The sequence below is a fragment of the Streptomyces cinnamoneus genome (assembly GCF_002939475.1).
GTDB classification, from domain to species: domain Bacteria; phylum Actinomycetota; class Actinomycetes; order Streptomycetales; family Streptomycetaceae; genus Streptomyces; species Streptomyces cinnamoneus_A.
Window position 1 is genome coordinate 1724339 of sequence record NZ_PKFQ01000001.1, and the last position, 21228, is coordinate 1745566.

17 protein-coding genes are annotated in these 21228 nt (G+C 71.7%); 2 read left to right on the forward strand and 15 right to left on the reverse strand.

The annotated features are described in order from the left end of the window. Positions 1 to 55: 55 nt before the first annotated feature. From pgi to CYQ11_RS07155, 13 genes are all read right to left on the reverse strand, one after another. Positions 56 to 1708: a glucose-6-phosphate isomerase gene (pgi, locus tag CYQ11_RS07095; protein WP_099201918.1), complete on the reverse strand. Its 1653-nt coding sequence runs from the start codon at positions 1706 to 1708 to the stop codon at positions 56 to 58. Between the two features lie 142 nt (positions 1709 to 1850). Further along, positions 1851 to 2186, reverse strand: coding sequence for an RNA polymerase-binding protein RbpA (locus tag CYQ11_RS07100; RefSeq protein ID WP_003957010.1), 336 nt, complete (start codon positions 2184 to 2186; stop codon positions 1851 to 1853). Positions 2187 to 2369: 183 nt separating this feature from the next. Further along, on the reverse strand, positions 2370 to 2606 hold the full coding sequence (secG, locus tag CYQ11_RS07105) for a preprotein translocase subunit SecG (protein WP_099201917.1): 237 nt from the start codon (positions 2604 to 2606) through the stop codon (positions 2370 to 2372). Positions 2607 to 2723: 117 nt separating this feature from the next. Continuing rightward, positions 2724 to 3500: a triose-phosphate isomerase gene (gene tpiA / locus CYQ11_RS07110; RefSeq protein WP_099201916.1), complete on the reverse strand. Its 777-nt coding sequence runs from the start codon at positions 3498 to 3500 to the stop codon at positions 2724 to 2726. Between the two features lie 6 nt (positions 3501 to 3506). Beyond that, positions 3507 to 4718, reverse strand: a complete 1212-nt coding sequence (locus CYQ11_RS07115; RefSeq protein WP_099201915.1) for a phosphoglycerate kinase — start codon at positions 4716 to 4718, stop codon at positions 3507 to 3509. A 153-nt stretch (positions 4719 to 4871) separates the two neighbouring features. Continuing rightward, positions 4872 to 5876: a type I glyceraldehyde-3-phosphate dehydrogenase gene (gap, locus tag CYQ11_RS07120; RefSeq protein ID WP_099201914.1), complete on the reverse strand. Its 1005-nt coding sequence runs from the start codon at positions 5874 to 5876 to the stop codon at positions 4872 to 4874. A 130-nt stretch (positions 5877 to 6006) separates the two neighbouring features. Further along, on the reverse strand, positions 6007 to 8373 hold the full coding sequence (locus CYQ11_RS07125; protein WP_099201913.1) for a M14 family metallopeptidase: 2367 nt from the start codon (positions 8371 to 8373) through the stop codon (positions 6007 to 6009). Between the two features lie 268 nt (positions 8374 to 8641). Beyond that, entirely contained in the window at positions 8642 to 9649 is a 1008-nt protein-coding gene (whiA, locus tag CYQ11_RS07130) for a DNA-binding protein WhiA (protein ID WP_099201912.1), read from the reverse strand. Beyond that, complete coding sequence (locus CYQ11_RS07135; protein WP_099201911.1) at positions 9640 to 10689, reverse strand: gluconeogenesis factor YvcK family protein; 1050 nt, start codon at positions 10687 to 10689, stop codon at positions 9640 to 9642. Before CYQ11_RS07135 ends, whiA begins: the two co-directional genes overlap by 10 nt. After that, the gene (gene rapZ / locus CYQ11_RS07140) at positions 10686 to 11618 is read right to left on the reverse strand and encodes an RNase adapter RapZ (RefSeq protein WP_181143601.1); all 933 of its coding nucleotides are present in this window, start codon (positions 11616 to 11618) and stop codon (positions 10686 to 10688) included. Before rapZ ends, CYQ11_RS07135 begins: the two co-directional genes overlap by 4 nt. Before the next feature lie 173 nt (positions 11619 to 11791). Then, positions 11792 to 13792: an excinuclease ABC subunit UvrC gene (gene uvrC / locus CYQ11_RS07145; protein WP_099201910.1), complete on the reverse strand. Its 2001-nt coding sequence runs from the start codon at positions 13790 to 13792 to the stop codon at positions 11792 to 11794. A gap of 121 nt (positions 13793 to 13913) precedes the next feature. Then, on the reverse strand, positions 13914 to 14783 hold the full coding sequence (locus CYQ11_RS07150) for a hypothetical protein (RefSeq protein WP_099201909.1): 870 nt from the start codon (positions 14781 to 14783) through the stop codon (positions 13914 to 13916). A gap of 4 nt (positions 14784 to 14787) precedes the next feature. Next, entirely contained in the window at positions 14788 to 15411 is a 624-nt protein-coding gene (locus tag CYQ11_RS07155) for a papain-like cysteine protease family protein (protein WP_240003638.1), read from the reverse strand. A gap of 251 nt (positions 15412 to 15662) precedes the next feature. Between CYQ11_RS07155 and CYQ11_RS07160 the strand changes: the two genes are divergently transcribed. Continuing rightward, positions 15663 to 16643, forward strand: a complete 981-nt coding sequence (locus CYQ11_RS07160; RefSeq protein WP_240003637.1) for a hypothetical protein — start codon at positions 15663 to 15665, stop codon at positions 16641 to 16643. A gap of 43 nt (positions 16644 to 16686) precedes the next feature. On the opposite strand, the gene CYQ11_RS07165 is transcribed toward CYQ11_RS07160, so the two are convergent. Further along, positions 16687 to 17118: a Rieske (2Fe-2S) protein gene (locus CYQ11_RS07165; protein ID WP_099201907.1), complete on the reverse strand. Its 432-nt coding sequence runs from the start codon at positions 17116 to 17118 to the stop codon at positions 16687 to 16689. Positions 17119 to 17233: 115 nt separating this feature from the next. On the opposite strand from CYQ11_RS07165, the gene CYQ11_RS07170 reads away from it, so the two are divergent. Further along, positions 17234 to 18148, forward strand: a complete 915-nt coding sequence (locus CYQ11_RS07170; RefSeq protein ID WP_099201906.1) for a carbohydrate kinase family protein — start codon at positions 17234 to 17236, stop codon at positions 18146 to 18148. A 71-nt stretch (positions 18149 to 18219) separates the two neighbouring features. On the opposite strand, the gene uvrA is transcribed toward CYQ11_RS07170, so the two are convergent. Continuing rightward, the gene (uvrA, locus tag CYQ11_RS07175; protein WP_099201905.1) at positions 18220 to 21180 is read right to left on the reverse strand and encodes an excinuclease ABC subunit UvrA; all 2961 of its coding nucleotides are present in this window, start codon (positions 21178 to 21180) and stop codon (positions 18220 to 18222) included. Positions 21181 to 21228 lie beyond the last annotated feature (48 nt).

Here is a 21228-nt window from a genome sequence, read left to right on the forward strand (position 1 = left end):
GCAGCGAGGTGCCGTACCGGGCTCCACAGGGCCCGTGCTGACCCCTCGGACACCCCTAGCGTCCCCGCAGCTCGCGGTACCGCGAGACGAGCGCCGCCGTCGACGCGTCGAGTCCCGGAACCTCCGCGCCCTCCGTCAGCGCCGGCTCGACCCGCTTCGCGAGGACCTTGCCCAGCTCGACGCCCCACTGGTCGAAGGAGTCGATGTTCCAGACGGCACCCTGGACGAACACCTTGTGCTCGTAGAGCGCGATGAGCTGCCCCAGCACGGACGGGCTCAGCTCGCTCGCCAGGATCGTCGTCGTCGGGTGGTTGCCGCGGAACGTCTTGTGCGGCACCAGCTCCGCCGGGACGCCCTCCGCCGCGACCTCCTCCGGCGTCTTGCCGAAGGCGAGCGCCTGCCCCTGCGCGAACAGATTGGCCATCAGCAGGTCGTGCTGGGCCACGAGTCCGGGCTGCAGGTCGTCCACCGGCTTGGCGAAGCCCAGCAGGTCCGCCGGGATCAGCTTCGTGCCCTGGTGGATCAACTGGTAGTAGGCGTGCTGGCCGTTCGTGCCGGGCGTGCCCCAGACGACCGGGCCGGTCTGCCAGGAGACGGGCCGGCCCTCGCGGTCCACGGACTTGCCGTTGGACTCCATGTCCAGCTGCTGGAGGTAGGCCGCGAACTTCGACAGGTAGTGGCTGTAGGGCAGCACCGCGTGCGACTGGGCGTCGTGGAAGTTGCCGTACCAGATGCCCAGCAGGCCCAGCAGGAGCGGGGCGTTCTCCTCGGGCGGGGCGGTGCGGAAGTGCTCGTCGACGAGGTGGAAGCCGGCCAGCATCTCGCGGAAGCGGTCCGGGCCGATGGCGATCATCAGGGAGAGCCCGATGGCCGAGTCGAAGGAGTAGCGGCCGCCGACCCAGTCCCAGAACTCGAACATGTTGGCCGTGTCGATGCCGAACGCGGCGACCTTCTCCTCGTTCGTCGACAGCGCCACGAAGTGCTTGGCCACCGCCTCCTCACCGGCGCGCAGCTCCGTCAGCAGCCAGTTGCGGGCCGAGGTCGCGTTGGTGATGGTCTCGATCGTGGTGAAGGTCTTCGAGGCGACGATGAAGAGCGTCTCCTCGGCGTCCAGGTCGTGCAGGGCCTCGTGCAGGTCCGCGCCGTCCACGTTGGAGACGAAACGGAACGTCAGGTCCCGGGCGGTGTAGGCGCGCAGCGCCTCGTACGCCATGGCCGGGCCGAGGTCGGAGCCGCCGATGCCGATGTTGACGACGTTCTTGATGGGCTTTCCGGTGTGGCCCTTCCAGTCCCCCGAACGCACGCGGTCGGAGAAGACCTGCATCTTCCTCAGGACGGCGTGCACGGCGGGGACGACGTTCTCCCCGTCGACCTCGACGTCGGCCGACTCGGGGGCGCGCAGGGCGGTGTGCAGGACCGCGCGGTCCTCCGTCGTGTTGATCCTCTCGCCCCGGAACATGGCGTCCCGCAGCTGCGCCACGCCGGCCGAGGCCGCCAGCTCACGCAGCAGCCGCAGGGTCTCGTCGGTGACGAGGTGCTTGGAGTAGTCCAGGTGGAGGTCGCCGACGGACAGGGAGAACTTCTCGGCCCGCCCGGGGTCGCTCGCGAACAGCTCGCGCAGGTGCACCTCCCCCAACTCGTCCCGGTGCTTGGCCAGCGCGTGCCATTCAGGCGTCTGGTCGAGCCGGCCGCGGCCTTCAGCGTTCATTTCGGACATCAGCCCACTTCTCACTCGTAGCTGCATCGCCTCCACCCCAACCTAATACCGAAGCGGCCCGGCCGCGCACCTGGTGGGGGTGCGCGGCCGGGCCGCTTGTCGTATGTCGCCCGGGTCTCTTCCCGCGCTGCGCTCAGATCTCCCCGCGGAGCTTGGCGAGCGCCTCGGCGAGGATCGCCTCCCCGTCGGCGTCGCTCCGCCGCTCGCGGACGTACGCGAGGTGGGTCTTGTACGGCTCGGTACGCGGCGGGTCCGGGGGGTTGTCCCGGTCCTGGCCGGCCGGGAAGCCGCAACGCGGGCAGTCCCAGGTGTCCGGCACCTGTGCGTCGCTGGCGAAGCTCGGCTGCGTCTCGTGCCCGTTGGAACACCAGAAGGAGATGCGGAGGCGCGGCGCGGACTCGCCCCGCTCGGCCTCCCCCATCGGCCCCGCACCGACCCGGCTTCCTCGGATCGCGTTGCCACTTGCCACGGTTGTAACTCCCTGCGTGATGGTGCTGCACTGTGCCGAACAGCGGTTGCGCCGCGGATCGGCAGTCGGCTCCGCCGCGGGCGCCCCAGTCTACGTAAGGCCCAACGCGCGTCCAGTGGCAGTAGTTACAGCCCAGCCGCGAAGACGCGAGACTCCATCATAGGCTGCTGATACGACGGTACGTCAGCTGTCGAGCTTCATCAGCAGGCCGAGAGCGACAATGCACGCGAACCACAGCACACCGATCACGATCGTGATCCGGTCGAGGTTGCGCTCGGCGACCGAGGAGCCGCCGACGGAGGACTGCATGCCGCCGCCGAACATGTCGGACAGGCCGCCGCCCTTCCCCTTGTGCATGAGCACCAGCATCATGATCAGCAAGCTGAAGACGATGAGGGCGATCGAGAACCCGATGACCACGGCTGGACCAACTCTCTCGGACTGACTCGGATGGACAATGCTGCGGGGCCGGGGGGCGCGTTTGCGCCGGTCCCGGCCCCGACAGGGTACGACGGGGAGCGCCCGTCGTCATAGCTGCTACTGGTCGCGGAAGCGCACGATCTTGACGAAGTCGTCCGCGTCCAGGGCGGCGCCGCCCACCAGGGCGCCGTCCACGTCGGGCTGCGCCATGATCGCGGCGATGTTGCCCGACTTGACCGAGCCGCCGTACTGGATGCGGACCTTCTCGGCCAGCTCCTGGCTGTACAGCTCGACCAGGCGGGCGCGGATGGCCCCGCAGACCTCCTGGGCGTCCTCGGGGGTGGCGACCTCGCCGGTGCCGATGGCCCAGACGGGCTCGTAGGCGATGACGATGCTCTCGGCCTGCTCGGCCGGGACGTCCTTCAGGGCGCCGTCGACCTGGGCGAGGGTGTGCGGGACCTGCTGGCCGGCCTTGCGGACGTCCAGGCCCTCGCCGACGCACAGGATCGGGGTGAGCCCGTGCCGGAAGGCGGCCTTCACCTTGGCGTTGCAGAGCTCGTCCGTCTCACCGTGGTACTGACGGCGCTCGGAGTGCCCGACGGCGACGTAGGTGCACTTGAGCTTGGCGAGCATCGCACCGGAGATCTCGCCGGTGTACGCGCCGGAGTCGTACGCCGAGATGTCCTGGGCGCCGTACTTGATCTTCAGCTTGTCGCCGTCGACCAGGGTCTGCACCGAGCGCAGGTCGGTGAACGGCGGCAGGACGGCGACCTCGGTGGCCTCGTAGTCCTTGTCCGCGAGGGCGAAGGCGAGCTTCTGGACGTGCGCGATGGCCTCAAGGTGGTTGAGGTTCATCTTCCAGTTGCCCGCCATCAGCGGGGTACGTGCACTCACGGTGGTTCAGTCCTCCAGTGCGGCGAGGCCGGGGAGCGTCTTGCCTTCGAGGTATTCGAGGCTGGCGCCACCGCCGGTCGAGATATGGCCGAAAGCGTTCTCGTCAAAGCCAAGGATGCGCACGGCGGCGGCCGAGTCGCCACCACCGACGACGGTGAAGCCGTCCGAGTCGAGGAGGGCCTGCGCGACGGCCTTGGTGCCGTTCGCGTAGTCGGGGTGCTCGAAGACGCCCATCGGGCCGTTCCAGAAGACCGTGCCCGCGTCGGCGAGCTTCGAGGCGTAGAGCTCCCGGGTCTTCGGGCCGATGTCCAGGCCCTCCTTGTCCGCCGGGATGGCGTCCGAGGCGACGGTGTCCGGGTTGGCCGGGGCCTTGGTCTTCAGGTCCGGGAAGTCGGCGGAGACCAGGACGTCGACGGGGAGGACGAACTCCACGCCGCGCTTCTCGGCGCGCGCCAGGTACTCCAGGCAGACCGGGATCTGGTCCTCCTGGAGCAGGGAGATGCCGACCTCGTGGCCCTTGGCCTTGAGGAAGGTGTACGACATGCCGCCGCCGATGAGGATGCGGTCGGCCTTCTCCAGCAGGTTGTCGATGACGCCGAGCTTGTCGGAGACCTTGGCCCCGCCGAGGACCACGACGTAGGGCCGCTGGACCTCGTCGGTGAGCTTCTTCAGGACGCCGACCTCGGTGGCGATGAGGTCGCCCGCGGCGTGCGGCAGGCGCGCCGGCAGGTCGAAGACCGAGGCGTGCTTGCGGTGGACGGCGCCGAAGCCGTCGCCCACGTAGAGGTCGGCCAGCGATGCGAGCGCGTCGGCGAAGGCGCCGCGCTCGGCGTCGTCCTTGCTGGTCTCGCCCGCGTTGAAACGGAGGTTCTCCAGCAGCGTGACCTCGCCGTCGGCCAGAGCGGCGACGGTGGCCTTCGCGCTGTCACCGACCGTGTCGGTGGCGAACGAGACGTTCTTGCCCAGGATCTCGCCGAGCCGCTGCGCGGCCGGGGCGAGGGAGAACTGGGGGTCCGGGGCGCCCTTGGGACGGCCCAGGTGGGAGGCGACGATCACCTTGGCGCCCGCCTCGGCGAGCTTGGCGATCGTCGGCGCGACGGCGCGGATGCGGCCGTCGTCGGTGATGGTGGTGCCCTCGAGGGGCACGTTGAGGTCGGCGCGTACGAAGACGCGCTTGCCCCCGATGCCGCCCTGGATGAGTTCGTCGATCGTCTTCATGCAGTGACTCCGGTACTTCCGTAGGGGTCAGTCATGAGACGGGGCCCGGACGACGCCTCATCGCGTCGCACGAGCCCCGTCCCTTACCACATCCCGCTGTCTGTGACGGTGCGCTCGCCGGTGCCGTCGGCGGCACCGTCGGTCAGACAGATATCAGAGCTGCCCGCCGACGAAGACGGTCAGGTCCACCAGGCGGTTGGAGTAGCCCCACTCGTTGTCGTACCAGCCGACGACCTTGACCTGCTTGCCCTGGACCATGGTCAGGGAGGAGTCGAAGGTGCAGGAGGCCGGCCAGTTGACGATGTCCGAGGAGACGATCGGGTCCTCGGTGTACTCGAGGACACCCTTGAGCTGACCCTCGGCGGCCTTCTGGAAGGCGGCGTTGATCTCGTCCTTGCTGGCCTCGCGGTCCAGCTCCAGGACGAGGTCGGTGACCGAGCCGGTCGGGACCGGGACGCGCATGGCGATGCCGTCCAGCTTGCCCTTGAGCTGCGGGAGGACCAGGGCGGTGGCCTTGGCGGCACCGGTCGAGGTCGGGATGATGTTCTCCGCGGCGGCACGGGCGCGACGCAGGTCGGAGTGCGGGAAGTCCAGGATGCGCTGGTCGTTGGTGTACGCGTGGACCGTCGTCATCATGCCCTTGACGATGCCGAAGTTCTCGTCGAGGACCTTGGCCATCGGCGCCACGCAGTTGGTGGTGCAGGAGGCGTTGGAGATGACGTGGTGGTTGGCCGCGTCGTACTTGTCCTGGTTGACGCCCATGACGATGGTGATGTCCTCGCCCTTGGCGGGCGCGGAGATCAGGACCTTCTTGGCGCCGGCGGCGAGGTGCTTGGCAGCGTCCTCACGCTTGGTGAAGATGCCGGTGGACTCGATGACGATGTCGGCACCGAGCTCGCCCCACGGAAGGGCGGCCGGGTCACGCTCAGCCATCGTCTTGAAGGTCTGCGAACCGACGGTGATCGTGTCGTCGGTGTGGCTGACCTCCTGCTTGAGACGACCCAGGATCGAGTCGTACTTCAGCAGGTGGACCAGGGTGGCATTGTCGGTCAGGTCGTTGACACCGACGATCTCGATGTCCGCACCCTGCTCCAGGAGCGCGCGGAAGTAGTTACGACCGATACGGCCAAAGCCGTTGATGCCTACGCGGATCGTCACGAACCGATCTCCTCGTTGGTGTGCCGGGCTGTCCGCCGGCGGCTGTATGGGATGTCCCCGACCACCATTGACCCTACCTCTAAGAGCAGAGGTACGTGACATTGGCGGCGCTGCTCCAGCAAGCCCTCCCTCAGCCCCCAATTGCGCGCAAAGCGGCACCGATGAGCACCGCCCGCTGACGGGCGTCCGGGACGTGTTCCAGGCCGAAGCCCAACAGGGCGGTGTCACGCGTAGTGACGGCCGCCGCGAGCCGCCGGCCGCCCCCTTCCTCACGGAGAGTCACCGATTGGGGGGACGCCGTCCGGGCGGCAGGGGTGTACTCCCCCGCGGCGGCGCTGCGGAAACGGGGGAACGTCTCGGGCGGCAGCAGGTCGGAGACGGGCGTGTACGCGCCGGCGACGGGCGTGCCGAGGGCCGCGGTGGTGCCCGTCAGCTCGCCCGCGCCGGTGAAGCGGGAGGGCGCGGCGTACGAGGTCCGGCTGCCGGCCCCCAGGTAGTACTGGGCGAAGTCGTCGGTGTCCGCGTCGCCGACCCGTGAACTGCCGCCCGCCCGCACCCCCGCGGCGACCAGCTTGCCGCCCTCGTTGACGAAGTCGCGTACGGCCAGCAGGGTGGCGCCGTCGGGGCTGGCGGTGCCGGAGTACCAGACGGCGGTGTCGAAGTGGCTCAGCACGCCGAGCGCGGGCGGCGCGCCCTGCCGGGCCACGTCCCAGACGACGGCCTCGCGGCCGTCGGCGGCCAGGGCCCGGACGTAGTCGTCCGCCTGCCGGGCGGGCGTGCCGCCGCCCTCGTCGGCTATCACCAGGGTGTCGGCGCGGGGCTGTTCGGCGACCTTGTAGGTGAAGGGCCGGCTGGCCGTCCGGCCGCCCTCGCGCGTGCGGCCGGTGAACCAGACGCTCACGGTGGACCCGGGGCGGGCGCCCTCGACGGTGGCGCGGTACTGGTCGAAGCGGAGGTTGTCGTCGCCGCCGTAACGGTCGCCGCCGCCCCAGGCCGCCAGCGGCGCGGAGTGCGTACGGCCGCCGTCGACGCGGTAGTTCAGGCGCTTGTCGCCCAGGCTCTTGCGGGCGGTGACGGCGACGGTCTGGTCCTTGCCCCGCGCGTAGGAGGTGGCGAAGGCGTGCGGCGTGAAGTCGGGGGCGTCGACGCCGACCGGGGAGGAGGGCCGGTCCGGGTGGCCCGCGGTCTCGGCGACGGCGAGGGCGAAGGGCACGTTCTTCGCGAACTCCCCCTGGATCAGCTTCTCGTCGTCGGGGAAGGTGAAGATGGACGGGCAGTCGGACGGGTCCCAGCGGTCGGCCGGGTCGACCGCGGAGGCGGTCTCGCAGGTCGACATCTCGGGGGTGAACATCATGGTGCCGTTGACGTTGGCCGCGTGCCCGTCGGCCTCGCCGTTGGTCGTGTACAGCTCGGAGGACAGCTGGGGCCGGTAGCCCGGTATGGCGGAGTTCCCGGGGGTCCCGGCGAGCGCCTTGTAGAGCACGTCGTCGGGGGTGGGGGTGGCCACCTGCCAGCCGACGCCGTAGAGCAACAGTTCGGCGGCCGAGTGGTAGTTCACGGCGTAGGTGAAGTCGTGCTGCTTCTGGAAGGCGTCGAGGGCGCGCGTCTCGGGCTCGGAGGCGGGCGCGGGGCCGCGGTAGGTCTCCGAGGCGGGGCGCGGGGAGGAACCCTCGTTGTCGTAGCCCCACTTGTAGGGGAAGTTGCGGTTGAGGTCCACGCCGTCGCCGGGGGCGATCTTCCCGTCGCCGTCGTTGTCGCGGAGGTTCTTGCGCCACAGCCGGGTGGCCGGGCTCTGGAAGGTGTAGTCGTAGCCGTCCGGGTTGGCGGAGAGCACGAACCACAGCTCGGTCCGGTCCACGATCCGGGTGATCCGCTCGTCCTTGCCGTAGCGGTCCAGGTAGTGGTGGAGCAGCCGCCTCGTCATCTCGGGAGTGATCCACTCGCGGGCGTGCTGGTTGGACATGTAGAGCACGGCGGGTCTGGCCCCGTCCCGGGTCGTGCGGGCGTCCTTCGAGACCTTGACCGCGAGGATGTCCTGGCCGCGCACGGTCTTGCCGATGCTGACGACCTTGGTGAGGCGGGGGTGGGCCCGCCCGGTGTCGGCGATCTCCTGGCTGAGGCCGTTCTTCCCGCCATAGGGGCGGAAGACTCCGTCGCCCGCGGCCTTCAGCCGCTCGCGGGTGCGCTGGGGCAGGCGCTTCTCGACGAGGTCCACGCCTTTGGCGCGCAGGCCCTCGGCCTGGGCGCCGGTGAGCTGGACCTCGACCCGTGCGGGTCTACCGGCGGCGGGCCGCTCGCCGAGCTCCCGGCCGTCGACGCCGGCCTCCAGGAGGAGCGGGACCTGCTCGGTGGTGACCTGGGCGGTCCACGCGGTCAGCGCGTCGGCGCCGGCCGGCGGGGCCGCCGGGCCGGGTCGTGCCTGTGCGGCCGGAGCCGCGGCGAGCCCGCCGAGTAACAGCGAAGCCAGTGCGAGGACCGATTGCGCCCTGCGTCTCATGAGCCCCCCTTGCTGTTGTCTGCCACGTCAGTACACGGGGGCCAGACTCGTAACCCTTCATGATCATGTCAATGACGCGTTTTGCGTCGCGCCGGGAGGACGCTGCCTGGTCGTGCGGCGGTGCGGGGACGGCACGGAGGCACGGCGCCGTGCGGCGGAGACCGCAGGGGGTGAGGGCGCGGGCGGCCGGATCCGGGCCGGGAGGACACGGGCCGGATCCGGGGGCCGGCAAAAGGGCGCGCTACGGCGCCGGGGGCCTCGCGGCAGGTCAGCCGACCATGCCCTCGGCCATCTCCTCGGTGAGGTCCGAGAGGTCGGACAGGGTCGACTCGGTGCCGGGGATGCCCAGGTCCTGGGCGCGCTTGTCGGCCATCGCCAGCAGGCGGCGGATGCGGCCGGCCACGGCGTCCTTGGTCAGCGGCGGGTCGGCGAGGGCGCCGAGCTCCTCCAGGGACGCCTGCTTGTGCTCCATGCGCAGTCGTCCGGCGGCGGCGAGGTGCTCGGGCACCTCCTCGCCGAGGATCTCCAGCGCCCGCTGCACGCGCGCGCCCGCCGCGACGGCGGCCCGGGCCGAGCGGCGCAGGTTGGCGTCGTCGAAGTTGGCCAGGCGGTTGGCGGTGGCCCGGACCTCGCGGCGCATGCGCCGCTCCTCCCAGGCGAGCACCGACTCATGGGCGCCGAGGCGCGTCAACAGCGCGCCGATCGCGTCACCGTCCCGGACGACGACGCGGTCCACTCCGCGCACCTCCCGGGCCTTGGCCGCGATCTGGAGCCGGCGGGCCGCGCCGACCAGGGCCAGCGCCGCCTCGGGGCCGGGGCAGGTCACCTCCAGGGAGGAGGAGCGGCCCGGCTCGGTCAGCGAGCCGTGGGCGAGGAAGGCGCCCCGCCAGGCGGCCTCCGCGTCGCAGGTGGCACCGGAGACGACCTGCGGGGGCAGCCCGCGGATCGGCCGGCCGCGGCCGTCGACCAGGCCGGTCTGGCGCGCCAGCTGGTCACCGCCCGCCACCACCCGCACCACGTACCGGCTGCCCCTGCGGAGGCCGCCGGGGGCCATGACCACCAGGTCGGAGGCGTGTCCGAAGATCTCCAGGATGTCCTTGCGCAGCCGCCGGGCGGCGATCCCGGTGTCCAGCTCCGCCTCGATCACGATGCGCCCGCTGACCAGGTGCAGACCGCCCGCGAACCGCAGGATCGCCGAGACCTCCGCTTTCCGGCAGCAGGTGCGGGTGACGGGGAGCCGGGAGATTTCATCCTTCACCGCTGCCGTCATCGCCATGGGCCGATCCTTCCATGCATCCGAAAAATACGGTCGTACGCGGCGGCCAACAGCTCCGGGTCGTGAGTGGCCGAGCTGTCGGGCGCGGCGACCGCCGCCAGCTCGACCGTGGCCCCCAGCCGCTTGGCGGCGTCGGTCAGGCGCTCCCGGTCGGGCACGGCGGCCTCGTCGGCCAGCACCACGTCCAGGGCGAGTTTAGGGGCGTGTCGGGCCAAAACCTCCAAATGACGCTGCGGGGAGAAGCCACTGGTTTCCCCGGGCTGCGGGGCGAGGTTCAGTGAGAGCACCCGGCGGGCCTTGGTCTCCTGGAGGGCCTGGAGCAGCTCGGGCACCAGCAGGTGCGGGATGACGGAGGAGAACCAGGAGCCCGGCCCGAGGACCACCCAGTCCGCGTCCAGCACGGCCTCGACGGCCTCGGGCACCGCCGGCGGCTCCTCCGGGACGACGTGCACGGACTGCACCTCGCCGGGGGTCAGCGCCACGGTGGCCTGGCCGCACACGGTGGTGATCTCGTCGGGGGCGGCCGGGTCGTGGCCCCGGACCAGCGCCTGGAGTTCGAGCGGAACGGCCGACATGGGCAGCACCCGGCCGTGGGCGCCCAGCAGCCTGCCGACCAGGTCGAGGGCCTTGACGTGGTCGCCCAGCTGTTCCCACAGGGCCACGATCAGCAGATTGCCCACGGCGTGGCCGTGCAGCTCGCCCTGGCTCTCGAAGCGGTGCTTGATGACGCGCGCCCAGGTCTGTCCCCAGTCGTCGTCCCCGCACAGGGCCGCGAGGGCCTTGCGGAGGTCGCCGGGGGGCAGCACGCCCAGCTCGTCGCGGAGCCGGCCGCTGGAGCCGCCGTCGTCGGCGACGGTGACGACCGCCGTCAGGTCTCCGGTGATCCGGCGCAGGGCGGCGAGCGAGGCGGACAGCCCGTGGCCGCCGCCGAGGGCGACGACCTTGGGCTGTGCCCCGCGGACCACACGGCTGTCGGCGCCGCGTGCCCGGCCGGGGACCAGCCGGCGGACACGGCGCATCCGGGGGGCGCGGCCGGTCACTCGCGCCCCATGTCCCGGTGCACGACGACGGTCTCGACGCCCTCCGAGACCAGGCGGTGGGCGAGCTTCTCCGACATCGCGACCGAGCGGTGCTTGCCGCCGGTGCAGCCGACCGCGATGGTCACGTAGCGCTTGCCCTCGCGGCGGTAGCCGGCGGCGATGAGCTGGAGCAGCTCGGTGTAGCGGTCGAGGAACTCCTTGGCGCCGGGCTGGTTGAAGACGTAGCCGGACACCTCCTCGTTGAGGCCGGTGAAGGGCCGCAGCTCCGGCACCCAGTGCGGGTTGGGCAGGAAGCGGCAGTCCACGACGAGGTCGGCGTCGACGGGCAGGCCGTACTTGAAGCCGAAGGACATGACGGTGGCGCGCAGCTCCGGCTCCTCCTCGCCCGCGAACTGGGCGTCCAGCTTGGCGCGCAGTTCGTGGACGTTGAGGCTGGAGGTGTCGATGACCAGGTCGGCGTCGCCGCGCAGCTCGCGCAGCAGGTCGCGCTCGGCCGCGATGCCGTCGACGATGCGCCCCGAGCCCTGGAGCGGGTGGGGGCGGCGCACCGACTCGAAGCGGCGCACCAGGGCCTCGTCGGACGCCTCCAGGAAGATCACGCGCCGCTTGACCTTCTTCGCCTCCAGGTCGGCGAGGGACTCGCGGAGGTTGTCGAAGAAGCGCCGGCCGCGCACGTCCACGACCACGGCGATGCGGGCCACGTTGCCCTGGGAGCGGGCGCCGAGGTCCACCATGGTGGGGATCAGTGCGGGCGGCAGGTTGTCCACCACGAACCAGCCGAGGTCCTCGAGACACTTGGCGGCGGTGCTGCGTCCCGCCCCCGACATGCCGGAGATGATCACCAGTTCGGGGATGCCCGTCGCCTCGCCGCCGGCGTCCGCCGTCGCGCCCGTACTCACCTGTGCTCCGTCCCGGTCGGTCACGTTCATGCTGTCTTCCCCCGTTCTGCCGACGGCGCCGGGGGCGCCTGTCGTCCTGTCTTCCATAGTGCGGGTTCGGCGGTCCCACGGCCCGGACCGCGCGGCCGCGGCCGGGGCGTGCCGCCCGGCGGGGCCGTCGCGTCCTGCGGGGGCCGCGGCCGCGTCTGCTCCGGCCACGTCCATCATTCCTCCGCGTCGTCCATGATCTCGCCCGTCGCCATGTTGACCGCGGGGGCGGGCGGGGCCGCCCGGGCCAGCGCGGCGACGATCGTCTCGGCCGTCTTGCGGCCGATCCCGGGCGTCTCGCAGATCTGCTCGACCGTGGCGGCGCGCAGCCGCTTGACCGAGCCGAAGTGTTTGAGGAGGGCCTGCTTGCGGGTGCTGCCGAGGCCGGGGACCGTGTCGAGCGGCCCGGCCTTCATGGTCTTGGTGCGCTTGCCCCGCTGGTAGGCGATGGCGAAGCGGTGGGCCTCGTCGCGCACGCGCTGGAGCAGGTACAGCCCCTCGCTGGTGCGCGGCAGGACGACGGGGTCGTCCTCCTCCGGCAGCCAGACCTCCTCCAGGCGCTTGGCGAGGCCGCACACGGCCACGTCGGTGACGCCCAGCTCGTCCAGGGCCCGCTGGGCTGCCGCGACCTGGGGCTTTCCGCCGTCGACGACCACGAGCTGCGGCGGGTAGGCGAAGCGCTTGGGCCGGTCGTCGCCCTCGGCGGAGACCTCGCCGTCGAGCGCCTCCTCGGTCCACTCCCCCGTCTTCTGCTTCTCCTGCAGATAGCGGCGGAAGCGGCGGCTCACGACCTCGTGCATCGAGCGGACGTCGTCCTGGCCGGTGCCGTGCCAGACCTGTGTGTCCCCGACGCGGCCCTTGATCTGGAAACGGCGGTACTCGCTCTTGCGGGCCAGGCCGTCCTCGAAGACGACCATGGACGCCACCACGTCCTGCCCCTGGAGGTGGGAGATGTCGAAGCACTCGATGCGCAGGGGCGCGGAGTCCAGGCCCAGCGCCCCGGCGATCTCCTCCAGGGCGCGGGAGCGGGTGGTCAGATCGGAGGCGCGCCTGGTCTTGTGCAGGACGAGGGCCTGCTGGGCGTTGCGCTGGACCGTGGCCATCAGGTCCCTCTTGTCGCCGCGCTGCGGGATGCGCAGGTCGACGCGGGCGCCGCGGCGCTCGGTCAGCCACTGGGCGACGGGCTCCGCCGGCTGCGGCAGGGCGGGGACCAGGACCTCCTTGGGGACGGCGTCGCCGCTCTCCTCGCCGTAGAGCTGCTGGAGGGCGTGCTCGACGAGCCCGGCGGTGTCGACGGCCTCGACCTTGTCGGTCACCCAGCCGCGCTGGCCGCGCACGCGCCCGCCACGCACGTGGAAGATCTGCACGGCCGCTTCGAGTTCGTCCTCGGCTACCGCGATCAGGTCCGCGTCGGTGGCGTCCGCGAGGACGACGGCGTTCTTCTCCATGGCTCGCCGGAGCGCCTCTATGTCGTCCCGCAGTCGTGCTGCCCTCTCGTATTCCATCTCCTCGGCGGCATCGTGCATCCGCTGTTCCAAACGGCGGATGTACGCGCCGGTACGCCCGGCCATGAAGTCGCAGAACTCCTCGGCCAGTTCGCGGTGCTCCTCGGGGGTGACCCGGCCGACGCAGGGGGCGGAGCACTTGCCGATGTAGCCGAGCAGGCAGGGGCGGCCGATCTGGGCGGAGCGCTTGAACACCCCGGCCGAGCACGTGCGTACGGGGAAGACGCGCAGCATCAGGTCGACGGTCTCGCGGATGGCCCAGGCGTGGGCGTACGGGCCGAAGTAGCGCACGCCCTTCTTCTTGGGGCCGCGCATGACCTGGACGCGGGGGAACTCCTCGTTCAGCGTGACGGCGAGGGAGGGGTAGCTCTTGTCGTCGCGGTACTTCACGTTGAACCGCGGGTCGTACTCCTTGATCCAGGAGTATTCGAGCTGGAGCGCCTCGACCTCGGTGGAGACCACGGTCCATTCCACGGAGGCGGCCGTGGTGACCATGGTGCGGGTGCGCGGGTGGAGACCGGCGAGGTCCTGGAAGTACGAGGAGAGCCGCTGGCGGAGGCTCTTCGCCTTCCCGACGTAGATCACCCGGCCGTGCTCGTCACGGAACCTGTAGACCCCCGGCGAGTCGGGGATCTGTCCCGGCTTGGGTCGGTAGCTGCTGGGGTCTGCCATGTCTCACACCCTACTTGCGGGCGGTGACAATCGGCGTCCGCCCGCGGAGCGGGCGACCGCGGCCCCGGCGGTGGTGGCCGCCGGGGCCGCGACGGGCCGGCCGTGGGACCGGCCCGGTCCGTCAGCGGCGCCTCAGCCTCCTGCGCGCGGCCACCGCGCCGAGGCCCAGGGCGAGTGCCGTCCCGCCCGCGGCCGCGACGGTGCCGGCGCCCGGAGAGCCGCCGTCACCCGCGGGTGCCGCGACCGCCGCCCGGTCCGCGCCGGTCCCGGCCGCGGCCGAGTCCGGGGCGTTCTGTTCCGCATAGCCGCCCGCCACGCCCTTCTTGGCGTAGGCCGAGCCGGGCAGCTTGTCGCCGTACGCCTTGTGGACCCTCGCGCGGTAGGCGTCCACGGTGGTGCCCCCCTCGCCGACGGCCTTGACGGCGTCCTCGTCGAGCGGCAGCACGCGGTCGCCGCGCTGGACGTACCAGGCGTTGATCTGGGGCTCGCGGAAGACCGTGCCGCCGCTGAGCTTCCGCGCGCCCTCGGCGGCGTAGCGCGTCTCGTCGTCACCGGTGGCGATGTTGACGACCTTCCAGGTGTCCCCGGTGCGCGCGGTCCACACCGAGGCCTTCTGCCCGTCGGCCGAGACGGCCGTGCTGGCCAGGAACTCCAGCCTGGCGACGGCGGCGCCGTCCTCGCCCGCGACGAACTCGGGGGCGAGGGTGTAGACGGGCACCGTCGCGCCCTCGATCCGCGGCCGCGCCGCGGACCGGGCGACCGCCCCGTCGCGGGCGAAGAAGCGGGAGAGCGTCTCCAGGTTCGAGGGTGCCGCCGCCGCGTCGTGCGCCGCGGCGACCCCGCCCGCCGGGGGCGGCGTGGGGGCCGCCGGCGGCTGGGCGGCGTGGGCGAGGGGGGCGAGGCCGAGCAGGCCCGCGGTCAGGGCGCCGGCGGCCGCCGCGCGGACCGCGTTGCGCCGGGAGTGGTCGGGGGTGTACGGGTGGTCGGTCACGGCCTCACGCCCCGATCCGGTAGAGGGAGTGGGTCCAGGAGAACCCGTCGTTGCCGACGTACCAGTTGTGCGAGGCCCAGTTGTAGCGGTTGCTGGAGGGCCACGGGTCGCCCCAGTACACCCAGCCGTTGGAGTCGTCGTACCCGTAGACCACGTGCATGTGGCCACCGCCGGAGGACCACTGGATGCGGGTCTCGACGGGCCGGTCGGCGTTGATCTCGCTCTGCACGGTCGAGTAGCGCAGCCAGCCGGAGACGTACGAGCCCTGGTTGACGCCCGCCCAGGAGAGGGCGTTCTGCACGTTGCCCAGGGTGGCCTGGTTGTTGGGGCACTCCGTGCCCTGTTGCCGGTTGAAGGCGGCGTTGCAGAACTGGTTCTGGCTGTAGGTGCGCCCGAACCAGGTGGCGATGGTGTTGCCGGAGGCGGCCCAGCACCAGTTGTTCTTCTGCTGGGCCTGCATGACGATGTTCAGTCGCTTGGATGCGAGCAGGGACGACTGGTCGCCGGTCGCCGCGGTCGCCGTGGTGGGGACGGCGAGCAGGACGGAGGCGACGATCGCTGCCAGGGACAGCCGTCTGCCGCGTATGCGGGACTTCTCTGTGGGTGCCGATGCCGAAGCACGGGTCATTTTCGCGTTCCTCCCGTGGCGGGGGGTTGTGGTGGAGGAGCGCGTCCGGACGCGTGTGAGGAGCATCGGATGTTGTCGGAGAACGGTCAACCAGCTTCAATACGCCCAAGGACGGCGGTGTGAACGCGAGGAAGCGGATGTGAACAGCCGGTGCCCGTCAAGGAGGAACCAAACGCTCCTGACCACCTGAGCCGCTTCGGCAGATCGTGAACGTTCACATCCGTGGAAGAGCTTCACAAAGGAGCGAGCGGATGGCACGCACCAGGGGTGACGTCGGCGCGGGAGACGCAAGACAGGCCGGCGGCAAGGGGGCCGCGGAGACCGAACTGGCCCGGGCGCTGCGCACGGGTCCGTTCGACCTGGCGCTGCGCACGGCCCTGTCCGCCCGGGGGCTCGCTCTGCACCGCGTGCAGCACCGGCTGGCACAACGCGGCGTCAAGGTGGGCGTCACCAGCCTCAGTTACTGGCAGCAGGGTGCGCGCCGGCCCCGGCGGGCGGAGTCGCTGCGGGCGGTGCGGATGCTGGAGGACGTGCTGGACCTGCCCGCACAGGCGCTGACCCGGCTGCTGGAGCCGGCCGCCCCCCGGCGGGGGACGGAGCGGCCGGCCGCCCGCTCCTACCGCACGCTGGTGGAGGAGTCCCGGGCGCTGGAGCGGCTGCTGGCCGAACTGGAGTCGCCGGCCGACGGCGGCCTGCACACCGTCTGCCACCTGGAACGGGTGCTCATAGGGGCGCGGCGCGAGATGCGCCGGCGCGACTCGCAGCACGTGGTCAGGGCGCACCGCGACGGTGTGGACCGCTACCTGGCCATCCACCACGGCGACCCGGGCTGCGACCCGGCCCGGGTGATCGTGCGGGCCGCCGAGAACTGCCGGGTCGGCCGGGTCCGGTGGCACGCGGCCTCGGGCGTGCTCGCCGCCGAACTCCTCTTCGACGCACGGCTGCGGGCCGGGGAGACGTACGTCTTCGGCTACGGCTTCGAGGACGGTACGGGCGGGACGAGCCGGGAGTACGTGCGCGGGTTCAGCTTCGCGGGCGGGCAGTACGTGCTCCAGGTCCGCTTCGACGCCGCCGCCCTGCCGGTGCGCTGCCGCCGCTTCACCCAGTCCTCGGCGAACGCCCCGCGCGGCGGTCAGCAGGAGCTGACGCTGGCGGGGCGGCACCGGGGCGTGCACCTGGTGGAGCAGGGGGTGCGGCCGGGGATCGTGGGCATCGGCTGGGACTGGTGCTGAGGCCGGGCCGCCGCGGCGGCCGGGCCCGGGCGGGTGCGGGCCCTCAGGCGTCCGGGCCGGCCACCAGCTTGCCGCCGTCCGCCTTGACCGGCACGGACGGCAGGGGCGCGCCCGCCGGGCCCTGGAGGACCTTGCCGGTCTGCGCGTCGAACTTGCTGCCGTGGCAGGGGCAGTTGACCTTCCCGTCCTCGATCTTGTCGACGACGCATCCCGCGTGGGTGCACACCGCGCTGAACGCCTTGTACTGCCCCTCGACGGGCTGCGCGACGATCAGTCGCTGCTCGCGGTAGAGCCGGGCGCCGCCGACGGGGACCTCGCCCGCGGCCCCGAGGTCCACCGGCGCGGTGGGGACGGCGGGACCCTTGGCGCCCGCGCCGCCGGAGCACGCGCTGGCGCCGAGCCCGGCGACGCCGGCCAGGGCCGCTCCGCGCAGCACGGTACGGCGGGAGGCCGAGGAGGCGGTGGGGGAAGACATGGGGGCTCCAGCGGGGAAGGGCGGTACGACACGGCGACGATACGGCAGCCCTTCGTCCGGTCGTCCGGCGGCCAGGGGATTCCGGGGGCCGCGGGCTGCGTGGCAGACTCCCGGGATGATCGTCGTAGCCGGAGAAGCGTTGATCGATCTCGTACCGGACGGCCCCGGGGGCGACGCGGGCCTGCCGGCCCTGCTGCCCCGCCGCGGCGGCGGCCCGTACAACACGGCCGTGGCGCTGGGCCGGCTGGGCACGCCGGCCGCCTTCTGCTCCCGGGTGTCGGCGGACGCCTTCGGCGAGGCGCTGCTCGACGGTCTGCGGGCGGCGGAGGTGGACGTCTCGCTGGTGCAGCGCGGACCCGAGCCGACCACGCTCGCCGTGACGGAGATCGGTGCCGACGGCTCCGCGGGCTACGGCTTCTACGCGGGCGGCACCGCAGACCGGCTGTTCGAGCTGCCGGCCGCCCTGCCGGACACGGCGCGGGCGCTGTGCCTGGGCACGTGCTCGCTGGTGCTGGAGCCGGGCGCGAGCGCCTACGAGGCCCTGCTGCGGCGCGAGGCCCGGCGCGGGGTCCTCACCCTGCTCGACCCCAACATCCGGCCCGGCCTGATCCCCGACGCCGCCGCCTACCGCGCCCGGTTCCGCTCGTGGCTGCCGGACGTGACGCTGCTCAAGGTGTCCGAGGAGGACGCGCGGTGGCTGGACGGCTCGGTGGAGCAGTGGCTCGCCGCGGGCCCGGCCGCGGTGGTCGTCACCCGGGGCGCGGAGGGCCTGACGGTCCACACGCGACAGGGGGCCGTGTACGCCGTGCCGGCGGAGCGGGTGGCGGTGGTGGACACGATCGGCGCGGGCGACACGGTGAACGCCGCGCTGCTGCACCGGCTCGCGGCGCGGGACGCGCTCTCGCGCGCGGGGCTCGCCGCCCTCGACGAGGCGGGCTGGGGCGACGTCCTGCGCTTCGCCGCCCGCGCGGCGGCCGTCACCTGCTCCCGGCGCGGCGCGGAACCGCCGCACGCGGCCGAGCTGGGCTGAGCGCCTGCCCGGGGGGACGGCAGAGGGCGGGGCGGGGAGGACCTCCCCCGCCCCGCCCCCGTACGGACAGGTCAGGCCTTGCGGGCCCGCACCGTCTTCTTCACGGCGCCGGACTTCGCCGCCACCGTCTTCTTCGCCGCTGCCCGCTTCTTCGGCGCCTTCGGCTCCGCGAGCGGCGGGGCGTCGCTCACCCGGTCGCCCAGCATGTCGCGCAGGAACTTGCCCGTGTGGCTGGCCGGGATCGCCGCCACCTCCTCCGGCGTGCCCTCCGCGACCACGAGGCCGCCTCCGCCGCCGCCCTCGGGGCCCATGTCGACGACCCAGTCGGCGGTCTTGATCACATCGAGGTTGTGCTCGATGACGATCACGGTGTTGCCCTTGTCGACCAGCCCGGACAGCACGGAGATCAGCTTGCTGATGTCCTCGAAGTGCAGACCGGTCGTCGGCTCGTCCAGCACGTAGACCGTGCGGCCCGTGGAGCGCTTCTGCAGCTCGCTCGCCAGCTTCACGCGCTGCGCCTCGCCGCCGGAGAGCGTCGGCGCGGACTGGCCGAGGCGGACGTAGCCGAGGCCGACCTCGTGGAGCGTGCGCAGGTGCCGGGCGATGGTGGGCACCGCCTCGAAGAAGCTCAGCGCCTCCTCGATGGGCATGTCCAGCACCTCGGCGATGGACTTGCCCTTGTAGTGCACCTCCAGGGTCTCCCGGTTGTAGCGCGCGCCGTGGCAGACCTCGCACGGCACGTACACGTCCGGCAGGAAGTTCATCTCGATCTTGATGGTGCCGTCGCCGGAGCAGTTCTCGCAGCGGCCGCCCTTGACGTTGAAGGAGAAGCGACCGGGCAGATAGCCCCGGACCTTGGCCTCCATCGTCTCCGCGAAGAGCTTGCGGACGTGGTCGAAGACACCGGTGTACGTGGCCGGGTTGGACCGCGGCGTACGGCCGATGGGCGACTGGTCGACGTGGACGACCTTGTCGACCAGGTCGTCGCCGTCCACGCGCGTGTGCCGGCCGGGAACGGCCCGGGCGCCGTTCAGCTCGCGGGCCAGGTGGGTGTACAGGATGTCGTTGACCAGCGTCGACTTGCCCGAACCGGACACGCCGGTGACGGCCGTGAGCACGCCGAGCGGGAAGGAGACGTCGATGTCGCGCAGGTTGTTCTCGCGGGCACCGCGCACCGTGATCCGCCGCTTGGGGTCGACGGGCCGGCGGACGTCGGGCGTCGGGATGGACTTCTTGCCGGACAGGTACTGCCCGGTCATCGACGCCTCGGTGCTCAGCAGCTCCTTCAGGGGACCGCTGTGCACGACCTTGCCGCCGTGCTCGCCGGCGCCGGGGCCGATGTCGACGACCCAGTCGGCCACCTTGATGGTGTCCTCGTCGTGCTCGACGACGATCAGGGTGTTGCCCATGTCGCGCAGGCGGACCAGCGTCTCGATGAGGCGGTGGTTGTCGCGCTGGTGCAGGCCGATGGAGGGCTCGTCCAGGACGTAGAGCACGCCGACGAGACCGGAGCCGATCTGGGTGGCGAGCCGGATGCGCTGGGCCTCGCCGCCGGAGAGCGTGCCGGCGGCGCGGTTGAGCGAGAGGTAGTCCAGGCCGACGTCGACCAGGAACTTCAGCCGCTCGTTGACCTCCTTGAGCACCCGCTCGGCGATCTTCTTCTCGCGGCCGGTCAGCTTCATGTCGCGCAGGAAGTCGGCGCACTCGCTGATGGACATCGCGGAGACCTCCGCGATGGAGCGGCCCTGCACGGTGACGGCGAGCACGATCGGCTTCAGGCGCGTGCCCTCACAGGTGGGGCAGGGCACCTCGCGCATGTAGCCCTCGAAGCGCTCGCGGCTGGAGTCGCTCTCGGCCTCCGAGTGGCGCCGCTTGACGAAGGGCACCGCGCCCTCGAAAGCGGTGGTGTACGCGCGCTCACGGCCGTAGCGGTTGCGGTAGCGGACCTCGATCTGGGTCTTGTGGCCGTTGAGCAGGGCCTTCTTGGCGCGCTGGGGCAGTCCGGCCCAGGGGATGTCCGTACGGAAGCCCAGGGCGTCGGCGAGGGCGCCGACCAGCCGGCTGAAGTAGTCCTTGGTGTGGCCGTGGGACCAGGGGTTGATCGCGCCCTCGTCGAGGGACTTGTCCGGGTCCGGGACGATCAGCTCGGGGTCGACCTCCATGCGCGTGCCGATGCCAGTGCAGTCGGGGCAGGCGCCGAAGGGCGAGTTGAAGGAGAAGGAACGCGGCTCCAGCTCCTCGAACGACAGGTCGTCGTAGGGGCAGTAGAGGTGCTCGGAGTACATCCGCTCACGCTCGGGGTCGTCCTCGGGGAGGTCGACGAAGTCGAGGATGACCATGCCGCCCGACAGGCCCAGGGCGGTCTCGACGGAGTCGGTGAGCCGGCGCTTGGCGCTGTCCTTGACGGTGAGGCGGTCGACCACCACCTCGATGGTGTGCTTCTCCTGCTTCTTGAGCTTGGGCGGGTCGGTGAGGTGGATGGTCTCGCCGTCGACCCGGGCGCGGCTGTAGCCCTTGGCCTGGAGGTCGGCGAAGAGGTCGACGAACTCGCCCTTGCGCTCGCGCACCAGCGGGGACAGCACCTGGAAGCGGCTGCCCTCGGGCAGCTCCAGCACCCTGTCCACGATGGCCTGCGGCGACTGCCGGGAGATGGGCCGCGCGCACTCGGGGCAGTGCGGCTTGCCGATCCTGGCGAAGAGCAGGCGGAGGTAGTCGTAGACCTCGGTGATCGTGCCGACGGTCGAGCGCGGGTTGCGCGAGGTCGACTTCTGGTCGATGGACACGGCCGGGGACAGGCCCTCGATGAAGTCCACGTCGGGCTTGTCCATCTGCCCGAGGAACTGCCGTGCGTAGGAGGAGAGCGACTCGACGTAGCGACGCTGCCCCTCGGCGAAGATCGTGTCGAACGCGAGGGACGACTTGCCCGACCCCGAGAGTCCCGTGAAGACGATGAGGGAGTCACGCGGGAGGTCGAGCGAGACGTTCTTGAGGTTGTGCTCGCGAGCGCCACGGACGATGAGACGGTCGGTCACGCCGGTCGGCACCTTTCTTGAGAGTCGGCTCTGGAAGAGCAGGGGGGT